The sequence below is a fragment of the Pseudomonas sp. 10(2024) genome (genome assembly GCF_045164175.1).
Taxonomy (GTDB): domain Bacteria; phylum Pseudomonadota; class Gammaproteobacteria; order Pseudomonadales; family Pseudomonadaceae; genus Aquipseudomonas; species Aquipseudomonas alloputida.
The window spans coordinates 4964350-4975161 of the sequence record NZ_CP174006.1; the positions used below are offsets into that span (position 1 = coordinate 4964350).

General features: G+C 63.2%; 12 protein-coding genes. 4 read left to right on the top strand and 8 right to left on the bottom strand.

All coding sequences use genetic code 11. The features are described 5' to 3' along the window. Positions 1-17: 17 nt before the first annotated feature. Complete coding sequence (locus ACI7M0_RS22510; protein WP_129932573.1) at positions 18-911, bottom strand: LysR family transcriptional regulator; 894 nt, start codon at positions 909-911, stop codon at positions 18-20. 183 nt (positions 912-1094) lie between these two features. Continuing rightward, the gene (locus tag ACI7M0_RS22515; protein ID WP_020193400.1) at positions 1095-1685 is read right to left on the bottom strand and encodes an NAD(P)H-dependent oxidoreductase; all 591 of its coding nucleotides are present in this window, start codon (positions 1683-1685) and stop codon (positions 1095-1097) included. Positions 1686-1848: 163 nt separating this feature from the next. On the opposite strand from ACI7M0_RS22515, the gene ACI7M0_RS22520 reads away from it, so the two are divergent. Continuing rightward, on the top strand, positions 1849-2163 hold the full coding sequence (locus tag ACI7M0_RS22520; RefSeq protein WP_064491006.1) for a putative quinol monooxygenase: 315 nt from the start codon (positions 1849-1851) through the stop codon (positions 2161-2163). Here ACI7M0_RS22520 and ACI7M0_RS22525 read toward each other — a convergent pair. Then, entirely contained in the window at positions 2153-2917 is a 765-nt protein-coding gene (locus tag ACI7M0_RS22525) for a sulfite exporter TauE/SafE family protein (RefSeq protein WP_129932574.1), read from the bottom strand. The genes ACI7M0_RS22520 and ACI7M0_RS22525 overlap by 11 nt on opposite strands. 77 nt (positions 2918-2994) lie before the next feature. On the opposite strand from ACI7M0_RS22525, the gene ACI7M0_RS22530 reads away from it, so the two are divergent. Together ACI7M0_RS22530 and ACI7M0_RS22535 are read left to right on the top strand one after the other, a co-directional pair. Continuing rightward, entirely contained in the window at positions 2995-3876 is an 882-nt protein-coding gene (locus ACI7M0_RS22530) for a LysR substrate-binding domain-containing protein (protein WP_104962562.1), read from the top strand. A gap of 141 nt (positions 3877-4017) precedes the next feature. Then, positions 4018-4362 carry a cupin domain-containing protein gene (locus ACI7M0_RS22535; RefSeq protein ID WP_003251579.1) on the top strand — a complete coding sequence of 115 codons (345 nt, stop codon included), beginning with the start codon at positions 4018-4020 and terminating at the stop codon, positions 4360-4362. Positions 4363-4554: 192 nt separating this feature from the next. On the opposite strand, the gene mmsB is transcribed toward ACI7M0_RS22535, so the two are convergent. Continuing rightward, the gene (gene mmsB / locus ACI7M0_RS22540) at positions 4555-5442 is read right to left on the bottom strand and encodes a 3-hydroxyisobutyrate dehydrogenase (protein WP_010955321.1); all 888 of its coding nucleotides are present in this window, start codon (positions 5440-5442) and stop codon (positions 4555-4557) included. 10 nt (positions 5443-5452) lie between these two features. Next, entirely contained in the window at positions 5453-6979 is a 1527-nt protein-coding gene (locus ACI7M0_RS22545; protein ID WP_003251574.1) for a CoA-acylating methylmalonate-semialdehyde dehydrogenase, read from the bottom strand. A 132-nt stretch (positions 6980-7111) separates the two neighbouring features. Between ACI7M0_RS22545 and ACI7M0_RS22550 the strand changes: the two genes are divergently transcribed. Continuing rightward, complete coding sequence (locus ACI7M0_RS22550; protein WP_020191923.1) at positions 7112-8062, top strand: LysR family transcriptional regulator; 951 nt, start codon at positions 7112-7114, stop codon at positions 8060-8062. A 341-nt stretch (positions 8063-8403) separates the two neighbouring features. On the opposite strand, the gene ACI7M0_RS22555 is transcribed toward ACI7M0_RS22550, so the two are convergent. Genes ACI7M0_RS22555 through ACI7M0_RS22565 form a run of 3 tightly spaced genes read right to left on the bottom strand, consistent with a single transcriptional unit; the run spans position 8404 to position 10734 of the window. Further along, positions 8404-8895: an OmpA family protein gene (locus tag ACI7M0_RS22555; RefSeq protein WP_129932575.1), complete on the bottom strand. Its 492-nt coding sequence runs from the start codon at positions 8893-8895 to the stop codon at positions 8404-8406. A gap of 4 nt (positions 8896-8899) precedes the next feature. After that, positions 8900-10171 (bottom strand): diguanylate cyclase domain-containing protein, encoded by a 1272-nt coding sequence (locus tag ACI7M0_RS22560; protein WP_129932576.1) that lies wholly within the window; start codon positions 10169-10171, stop codon positions 8900-8902. Beyond that, positions 10168-10734, bottom strand: a complete 567-nt coding sequence (locus ACI7M0_RS22565) for a YfiR family protein (protein WP_020191918.1) — start codon at positions 10732-10734, stop codon at positions 10168-10170. Before ACI7M0_RS22565 ends, ACI7M0_RS22560 begins: the two co-directional genes overlap by 4 nt. Positions 10735-10812 lie beyond the last annotated feature (78 nt).

The following is a 10812-nucleotide window of genomic DNA, read 5'->3' on the forward strand; positions in this document are numbered from 1 at the left end:
CGCGATCAGGCAACTCATCAGGCGTACATCGCCAGCTTGCGCTGGATGAAATCCAGGAAGCACTGGATGCGCAGCGCCAACTGGGTGTTGCGGTAATACACCGCGTGGATCGGCTGACGGTAGCCATTGTTGGCCTCGCTCAGCAGCACCTGCAGGCGCCCTGTGCGGATATCTTCGTGGGTCATGAAGTGCGACAGGCTGACGATGCCCTCCCCGGCCAACGCCAGCTGGCGCAGGGTTTCGCCGCTGGAAGCGACCAGCGTCGGGCGGATGCTCCAGCGATCGCCCTGAGCGTGGCGTAGCGGCCAGTGATTGAGCGACTCAGGTTGGCTGAAGCCGAGCAGACAGTGGTTGGCCAGGTCCTCGACCTGCCGTGGCGTGCCGTGCTGCTCCAGGTAGGCCGGACTGGCCAGCACCTGCACCGGACTGCAACCCAGGCTGCGCGCGTGCAGGCTGGAGTCGGCCAGCTCGCCGATGCGGATCGCCACATCAGTGCTCTGCTCCAGCAGGTCGATGATCAGGTCGTCGGTGTTGAGCTCCAGTTCGATGCCCGGGTACTGGCGGCGGAACTCGCCGATCCAGGGCAGGATGGCATGCAGCATGAACGGCGCAGCGGCATTGATGCGCAATCGCCCGGTCGGGGTCTGGCGGTTCATCGACAGACGCTCTTCCATCTCGTCCATCTGCTGCAGGATCAGCCGCGCGCGCTCAAGAAAGTAGCGCCCCTCTTCGGTAAGGTCCATGCGCCGGGTGGTGCGGTTGACCAGCGTGGTGCCCAGCTTGCCCTCCAGACGCGACAAGGTGCGGCTGACGGCAGACGGGGTCTGGCCCATCTGCTCGGCAGCAGCGGAAATCGAGCCGCAGTCGATGACGGCGACGAATACCTGGAGTTCTTCGGATCGGGTTTTCACATCAGGGCCTGTGGTTGGTCTGTGCAAGGATTAGATAACCGCTTGTCGAGGCCAAGTCCAGCAGCGCCTGTACGGGCCTATTCGCGGGCTTGCCCGCTCCCCCAAGTACTGCAAAGTCCTTGAAACCTGCGTAATACCTGTGGGAGCGGGCAAGCCCGCGAAGAGGCCGGTACAGACATAAAATTACTGTGCCTTGCCAAACACCTTGTCCAGATGGGCCTCATAAGCTGCCAACGCCGCCGGCACATCCGGGCGCTTCATCACATCCACAGCCAGGAAGGTCGGCAGGCCGGTCATGCCCAGGAACTGGTTGGCCTTGTGGAACGGGAAGTAGACGGCATCCACCCCTTTGCCTTCAAAGAAATCGCTCGGGTCATCGAACGCCTGCTGCGGCGCGTTCCAGGTCAGCGACAACATGTATTGCTTGCCGTGCACCAGACCACCGCTGCCGTATTTCTGCGAGTGGTCCGAACGGGTACGACCGTCATTGGCGTACAGGCTGCCGTGGCCGGCAGTGAACACCTCGTCGATGTACTTCTTCACGGTCCACGGCGCGCCCATCCACCAGCCGGGCATTTGATAGATCACCACATCGGCCCAGAGGAATTTCTCCACCTCTTCCTGGGCATCGTAGCCGCCGTCGATGAACGTCTGGCGCACATCGAAACCGGCGCGGTCCAGGTGAGCGATGGCCGCTTCGTGCAAGGTCGCGTTGAGGCGGCCTTCGGAGTGAGCGAACTGTTTACCACCATTGAGCAGAAGGATCTTTTTCATGCTGGCCTCCACGGCCGAATCAAAAATTGATGCCGGCAGGTTAGAGGCTCGCGGGGGCGGGATACAGCGGTGACGGGGCAAAATACAATTGACCAGAAGTCACGAATGAGCAATGAATTATTGCCGTAGAATCGACTCACCACCCATCACCGAGTAGCGCCCCATGAGTGAGCCGTTCGCCTTTATCCTCAAAGCCAAGACCCGCCCGGAAATGGCTGATGCGTTCGAAAACCTGTTGCGTCCCTACGTCGAGCCAAGCCGCCAGGAACCCGGCTGCATCGAGTACCACATGCTGCGCGACCAGCAGGACCCAAGCCTGTTTGTGTTCTTCGAAGTGTGGGCCGACAAGGCCGCGCTGGACGTGCACTCGGCCCTCCCGCACATGGCCGCCTTCTTCGAAAGCCGCATGGATTACCTGGAGCGCGATTTCGATATCCAGAGGGTCGACATGCTCAGCGCTTCGTCCGCTAGCCGTTGATCAGCAGGTGGCCGCCGAGGGCGGCCAGGCCGATGAAAAAGCAACGCTTGAACAGCAGCGCGCTGATCCGCTGACGCAGCCACTGGCCCGCCAGCATGCCGACCAAGGCCGGCGCCAGCATCAGCAGCGACGCCCCCAGCGCCTGGCCACCCAAGGCATCCTGCCCGGCCAGGCCTAGGGCCAAGGCCAGGGTCGACACCGTGAACGACAGGCCCAGGGCCTGGATCATCTGCTCGCGGCTCAAGCCCAGGCTCTGCAGGTAAGGCACTGCTGGCATCACGAACACCCCGGTCGACGCCGTAACCACACCCGTGACCAGCCCGCAAAGCGGTCCCAGCCAGCGCTCGTGTCCCGGGGCTACCTGCAAGCCCGGGCCGACCAACCCATACAACGCATAGACCAGCAAGGCGCCCCCCAGCGCGTGCGCAGCCCAGGGGCCACTGTTGATTCCCAGCCAGGCGCTGCCCAGCAAGGTGCCGACAAAGATCAATGCCAGCATCGGCCCCAGGCGGACCAACAACCCTCGCAGATGCCCGCCGCTGGCCAGCTGCCACAGGTTGGTGAGTGTCGAGGGCACGATCAACAACGCGGCAGCCTGCGCCGGTGGCATAGCCAGGCCCAACAGGCCCATGGCAATGGTCGGCAGGCCCAGGCCGATGACCCCCTTCACTGCGCCGGCCAGCAGAAAGGTCAGTACAACCAGCAACGAGAGTGCCGGGCCAATGTTCTGGTAGAAAGCAAGCAAGGTCGTCATGGGCCGATGATGCCGTGCACCGGGTGACGTGAAAATCTGCCATATACTCAGCCAGCCTCTTGCCAGGACAGAGCCACATGCATTTCGACCTGATCGACCTCAAGCTGTTCCAGCACACCCTGGAGTGCGGCAACATCACCGCTGGCGCCGGCCGCAGCCATCTGTCGCTGCCGGCAGCCAGTGCGCGCATTCGCGCCATGGAAGCATCGCTGGGCATTCCCTTGCTGGAACGTAACCGCCGTGGCGTACAACCAACGCCGGCTGGCCAGGCACTCTTGCAGCATGCACGGCTGATAACGCAGCAGGTCGAACGCCTGCAGTTCGACCTGGGCCAATACGCGCAAGGGCAGCAAGGCCAGGTGCGTCTGCTGTGCAACACCGCAGCGCTGACCGAATACCTGCCCGAACTGCTGGCCAGCTACCTGGCTGAAAACCCGGGCGTCAGCGTGGATGTGCAAGAGCTGCCGAGTTTGCGCATCGTGCAGGCAATTACCCAAGGCATGGCCGACCTGGGCATCGTGTCCACAGCCGCCCCCAGCGAGCACCTGCAGACCCGGCCGTTTCGAGACGACCCGCTGGTGCTGGTGACACCACAGGGCCACCCCTTGGCCAGTGCGCTGGCGCCAAGTTTCGTCGACAGCCTGGCCCATGGCTATGTAGGCCTGGGGGCCGGCAGTGCATTGGGGTTGTACCTGGAAGAGCAAGCGCTGCACGAGGGGCAGCGCATGCAGGTCCGGGTGCGTGCGGAGGGGTTTGATGGGGTGATCCGCATGGTCGCGGGCGGGGCCGGAATCGGGGTGGTGCCGCTGGCAGCAGTACAGCGCTGGCAAGGCATGCTGCCGTTGCACTGGGTGGCGCTGCAGGAGCCATGGGCCAACCGCCGGTTGCTGGTGTGCGCACGGGATTTTGCGGCATTGCCGGGTTATGCCGCAGAACTGGTAGCCACCTTTACCGGCTGACGCGCAAGGGCGCACACCACTGTCGAGGCAAACCGCCTGCCATAGCGCGGGCAGACACCTGGACGTCGAGCCCAGGCAACTGCGGCTCGGCCGTTGGGCCTATGGTGACCCGTCATTCAGCCAGTCACCAGGAGTTGTGCCATGTCCGATTTCATCACCGTCCTGCGCGAAACCTGCCCGACGCCGGTCGTGGACGCCACCAAGTGGAAGCGCATCGGCGGCGATCCGCACACCGTCAACCTCAATGCCTACCTGTCGGCCGACGGCAGCAAAATCATGGGCACCTGGATCTGCACCCCGGGCAAGTTCGAGGTCAACTACGATAAATGGGAGTTCTGCCACTTCCTCGATGGCTACTGCATCATCACCCCGGAAGGCGAAGAGCCCAAGCACCTGAAAGCGGGTGATGTGTTCGTGATCGAGCCAGGCATGAAAGGTACCTGGGAAGTGGTCGAGACTGTACGTAAGTATTTCGTCTTCGCCTGACTTGCAGGCGCGGGTTTACCTGCTAATGCGGCGGTGAGGCTTCTGCAGCATTCGCGGGTGAACCCGCTCCTACCACGGCCGCGCACTACCTGTAAGTGTGGACAAAAAAAATCGCGGAGCAGACGCCCTTCCCTCTGGTGCGCAGTTACAGAGGGAAGGCCGCCTGGCCCGCGATGAAATCCACCTCTTGCATCAATCCTTCTTGCGATAACCCTCGACGATGGCCGAGAAGTCCTTGCCACCCTCACCTCGCAAACTCATGGCCTGATACAACTGTTGGGCCACGGCACCGAGAATCACCGGTTGGTGTGCCTGGCGTGCCGCTTCGGTGGCCAGCCCCAGGTCCTTGAGCATGAGTTCGGCGCCAAAGCCACCGGTGTAGCCACGCGATGCCGGAGCGGTTTCGATGATGCCCGGCCACGGGTTGTAGGTGTCCGAGCTCCAGCAACGCCCGGTCGAACTGTTGATGATGCCGGCCAGCACCTTGGTATCGATACCCAACGCGTTACCCAGGGCCATGGCCTCGGACACGCCGATCATCGAAATGCCTAACAGCAGGTTGTTGCAGATCTTGGCGATCTGGCCGGTACCGACTTCCCCGCAGTGCACAATGTTGCGGCCCATCTGCTCCAGTACCGGCTTGAGGCTGGCGAACAACTCGGTACTGGCGCCAACCATGAACGTCAGGGTGCCGGCCGCGGCGCCGCCAGTACCACCGGAAACCGGCGCATCCCCCATGTCCACGCCCTTTGCCGCTGCGGCCTTGGACACGTCACGTGCGGTCTGCGGGTCGATGGTGCTGCAGTCAACGGTCGGCGTGCCAGGGCGAATGCCGGCCAGTACGCCGTCCTCGTTCAAATACACGCTACGCACATGGGCTGCGGCAGGCAGCATGGTGATCACCAGCTCGCTGTTGGCCGCCGCGTCCTTGGGCGAGGGGCTGATCTGCCCGCCCAGTTCTGCCAGCTCGGCCAGCACGGCCTTGTTCAGGTCGAACAGGTTCAGCTGATGCCCGGCCTTGATCAGGTTGCGGGCCATGGGCGCGCCCATGTTGCCCAGGCCGATGAATGCGATACGCATGACGTACTCCTTAGCGCAGGCTAATGGTGGTGTTCACACCGTCGTTGACGCTGTCGTCATCGAACCAGCGAGCAGTGACGGTCTTGGTCTGAGTGTAGAACTGCACCACTTGCTTGCCGTACGGCCCCAGGTCACCGAGTTTGGAGCCACGCGAGCCGGTGAAGCTGAAGAACGGTACGGGTACCGGGATCGGGATGTTGATGCCGACCTGGCCAATATCGATTTCGCTCTGGAACTTGCGGGCCGCAGCGCCGCTCTGGGTGAACAGGCCGGTGCCGTTGCCGAACGGGTTTGCATTGACCAGGGCGATAGCCTCGTCGAGCGTATCGACTTCCAGGGTCACCAGCACCGGGCCGAAGATTTCCTGGGTATACACCTGCATGTCGGTCTTCACGCCCGAGAACAGGGTCGGGCCGACGAAGTTGCCTTGCTCGTAGCCCGGCACCTTGACGTCACGGCCGTCGAGTTCGAGCTTGGCGCCTTCCTTGATACCGCTTTCGATCAGGCCCAGCACACGCTCCTTGGCACGCTTGGAAACCACCGGGCCAACGTCGGTGCCCGGCTCACAGCCAGCATTGACCTTGAGCTTGCTGGCAGCCTCCTTGATATCCGGCAACCATTCGCGGGCCTTGCCCACCAACACGGCCACCGAGGTCGCCATGCAGCGCTGGCCCGCCGCGCCAAAGGCAGCACCCACCAGCGCATTGATGGTTTGCGTGCGGTTGGCATCAGGCAACACCACCGCGTGGTTCTTGGCCCCCATCATTGACTGCACACGCTTGCCATGCTGGCTGCCAAGGTTGTAAACGTGCGTGCCGACTTCAGTAGAGCCCACGAAGGAAATCGCCTTGATGTCCTGGTGGGTGCAAATGGCATCCACCACCTGCTTGCCGCCGTGCACCACGTTCAGCACGCCGGCCGGTACGCCGGCTTCCAGCGCCAGCTCGACCAGAAGCATGGTCGACAGCGGGTCCTGCTCGGACGGTTTGAGCACGAAGGTGTTGCCGCAGACGATGGCCATGGGGAACATCCACAGCGGGATCATTGCCGGGAAGTTGAACGGGGTGATGCCAGCGCATACGCCGATCGGCTGGCGCAGGGTGTAGGTATCGACACCGCCGGCGACGTTCTCGGCGAATTCGCCCATCTGCAGGGTACCAATGGACGCAGCGTGCTCGACCACTTCCAGGCCGCGGAAGATATCGCCTTCAGCGTCGGCCAGGGTCTTGCCCTGCTCGGCGCTGAGCACCTGGGCAATGCGTTTGGTGTGTTCGCGGATCAGCGCCTGCAGCTTGAGCATGATGCGCATGCGCGCGCCGATCGGGGTGTTACGCCACGTCTGGAAAGCGCGGTGAGCAGCGGCCACGGCTGCATCGACTTCCTCGACGGTGGCGAACGGTACGCGCGCCAGCACCTCTTGGGTGGCCGGGTTGACGATGTCACGCCATTCGGTGGTTTTGGACTCGACCCACTGGCCGTCGATCAGCAGCTTGACCTGCTCGACCTTGGTGCTGTTTGGGGATTGCGGTGCGTTCATCTGCGTTCTCCTTGGAATTGTTGTCGGGACGAGATCGCCAGCGCCGGGCAAACGCGGGGTGGCGTCCTGAGGCTTGTTTCGAGTATAGATGTGCAAACATCCAACAAGAACGCACAAAAAAACCGGATCATCATGCAAAAAGACCTCACATCCCTGAGCGCGCTCAACTGGGACGATTTGAAGTTCTTCCTCGAAGTGGCTCGCACCCGCAAGGCCAGCAGTGCAGCCAAAAGGCTGAGCGTGGACTACACCACCGTGTCGCGACGCATCAGCTCGCTGGAGGGCGCGCTGGGCACCTTGCTGTTCGAAAAATCGCGGACCAACGGCTTTGTGCTGACCGCCGAGGGCCAGCGCCTACTGGGCTATGCCGAATCGATCGAGAGCACGCTGCACATGGCTTGCGAGCAGGTGTCCGGGTCGGGGGTGGCGTTGTCGGGCCATGTGCGCATGGGCTGCACGGAGGGCTTTGGCAGCTTTTTCATCACGCCGCAGCTAAGCCACTTCGTCGACGCCTACCCGGCTATTTCGGTGGACATCCTGCCGCTGCCGCACTTCATCAGCCTGTCCAAGCGCGAGGCGGACATCGTCATTGCGCTGGAGCGGCCCGAGCATGGGCCTTATGTGTGCTGCAAGCTGTGCGATTACCGCCTGCGGCTGTATGCCACCCAGGGCTACCTGGACAGCCACGCGCCGATCCACCAGGTGACGGACCTGGCCAAACACCCCTTCATCAGTTACGTGGATGACCTGGCGTTCAGCTCCGAGCTGCTGTACCTGGCCAACCTGATCCCCAACGCCAGCGCACATTTGCGCAGTACCAGCGTGATCGCGCAGTACACGGCAGCGTTGCAGGGGCGTGGGCTGGCGATATTGCCGTGCTTCCTCGCCGCGCAGGACCCGCGATTGGTCACGGTGTTGCCGGAGGAGATCGAGGTGACGAGGCAGTTCTGGATGTATTGCCGGGAGGATTTGCGCAAGTTGAAGCGCATTACCCTGCTGTGGGATTACATCCGCGGGGTGACCGAGGCGAATGCGCCGTTGTTGATGGGGCAAACCCGCGAGATGCGCTTTGCCCAGGACTGATGGGCCTGCGCATTTCCAAGGGCAACACAGTCCCTGTAGGAGCGGGCTTGCCCGCGAACACCGGCGAAGCCGTGCCAAGCACCGCGTCGCCTGCTTCGCGGGCACGCCCGCTCCCACAGGGGATATGTGACCGATGGGCCTGCGCATTTCCAAGGACAAGCACAGATCCTGGACTGCCCCCAAGGGTTGGATTGGTGTCCAACTTTTGGGGGGCAGTCCATTTCCAAGGACAAGCACAGATCCTGTGGGAGCGGGCTTGCCCGCGAACACCGGCGAAGCCGGTGCCAGGCACCGCGTTGCCCGCGCCTACAGGGGCTATGTGACTGCCCGAGCGGCGACGATCAGTAGGACGCTACCACGATGGACACCCGACGGTTCTCGGTACGCCCGGCGCTGGTGCGGTTGTCCGCCACCGGCTGGCTGCTGCCCAGGCCACGGCTCTGAATGTTCTGCGCCTGCATGCCAATCCCCACCAGCGCCTTGGTCACGCTTTGCGCGCGGCGCTCGGACAGCTGCTGGTTATACGCCGCCTTGCCCGACGAGTCGGCATGCCCGTCCACCCGCACGCCTTGGATACCAACGCCGAGCAGCGCCTTGCCGATGCGCTCGACAATCGCCTGGCTCTGGCCGTTGAGGCTGTCCAGATCGCTGCCGAACAGCACTTTGCCAGACAGGTCGTAGGCCCAACCTTCATCGGTCGGGGTGAAACCTTCGCGCTTGAGCACAGCAATCTGTTCTGGGGTAAGGCCCTTGGGGGGGGCGCTCTGACAACCGGTCAGCGCCAGCAGGGCGAGCAACAAGGCCCAAAGCGGGAATCGTAAAGCTTGCATCACGGGTTCAACTCCTGTTCCTGATTTCGTTGGCGGACCGTTCCGTCTGCGCCACTTGCCAATGGCCACGGCGTTTGCGCTTGGCCTGGTACATTGCCGCATCGGCGGCATTGAGAAGACTGGCGGGGTCAGCGCCGTCATCCGGGTAATAGGCAATACCGACACTCAGCGAGGTAGAGATACTGCGGCCACTGTCCAGTTGCACCGGCAGCCTCATGCTGGCAACGATCTTCTCGGCAATGTGTTCGGCATCCTTGCGCGTATGCAAAGGCGTCAACAGCACGGCAAACTCGTCGCCCCCCAGGCGCGCCACCAGGTCTTGCTCGCGCAGCTGGGCGCGCACACGTTCGGCCACGCTGATCAACACCTCGTCACCCACGGCGTGGCCGAGGGTGTCGTTGATCTGCTTGAAGTGGTCGCTGTCGAGGAACAGCACTGCCAGGTGGTCCTGCTGGCGCGCCGCATTTCGCACGCTGCGGCTCAGGCGCCCTTCAAAGAAGGCGCGGTTGGGCAAGCCGGTCAGGCTGTCGTGGCTGGCCTGATGGGCCAGGGTCTGGTTTTCGCTCTGCAGGTGGCTATGCCACACCTCCAGTTCATCCAGCAGGGCATTGAAGTCGTTACCCAGCTCGTTCAGCTCGGCAATCGGCGCTTCTGGCACGCGCCGGTCGAAGCTGCGCTCGCGGCGGGCGGCATGGGCGACACTGGCCAGGCCACGCAGCGGGCGGGTGATATCGTTGAGCAGGCGCCGCGACAGATACTGGGCAGCCAAGGCGCTGAGGACCGTGCAGAACAGGATACCGGCCAAGCCACTGAGCAGGAACAGCAACAGGCTCCTGCCTTGGCCTGCCAGTTCGATATGCCCGACCTGCTGTTGCTGGTGCACGATCGGCAGAATGACCGGCTCATCCAGCAAGGCGCTGGCAACCTGCACCTCCAGCTGCGCGAGCATGCCGGTATTGTCGCGTTGCCAGTGCGCCAGTTGCTCGCCCTCGTTGTTGAAGACCTTGGCCTCGGCCACTTCTTCGGTACTGGCAATCAACGCCAGCGACTCATTGGCAGCGGCGCTGTCATCGAACACCACCGCCGCCTCTACCGTGTAGTTGATCGAGCGAGCGATCAACTGCAGGTTATGGTTGGCATAGACACGCAGGGCGAGCACGCCCAGCAGGGTGAGGGAGATACCCGCCAGGCCAACGGCAAGCAGGGCGACGCTGAGGTGGCCACGGCCCAGCACCGAGCGCAGGGTCGGGCGCACGGTACGCTTGCGGGTCGGCTTCATGGCTGCTCCGCCCGGCGCCGCGACAATTGCAGCACGCTGGGGTGAATGCGCACGCCAGAGCGTGCCACCGAGTCGAGATTGACTTCAAAGGCCACCTGCTGGTCGCTGACCCGCAGGCAGAACAGGCTGCCGACCGTGCAGGGGTCATCCGCCTCGCTGATGCTCAGCACCGGGTGGCCGCCGATACGCTGAAACAGCCGATCGCGCTGGCCCTGGTCAAGCTTGCCAATGTAGAGGGCATCGCAGGCCTGGGCGACCTGGGTGTCTTCTGCCAGCAGGCGCCGCACCTGCAGCGGCCGGCCGGACTCCTGGACATGGCCCTTGATGAGATCGTCGGCGTACTCGGTCGGGCCGACCAGGCACAGGCGTAAAGGAGAAGGTTCGACGGGCCAGCGGGCGTAACTGAAAATACCCAGTACTACCTGGGTGACTGCCTTGGCGCGCTGCTGTGCCTGGGCGGCGGTTGTGCCGGGGTCTGCCCGGGCAGCGCCTGCAGAAAGGAACAGGACGGCCAGCAATAGCGAAAGCGCACAGCTTGTCACTCGCCTTGCGGCCACGTTCATGTGGGAAATCCCTTGAAGCCCCTTCCGATATCGGCGCAACGATAGCACATGGCCGCTTTATTGTATGAGCATGCGGCC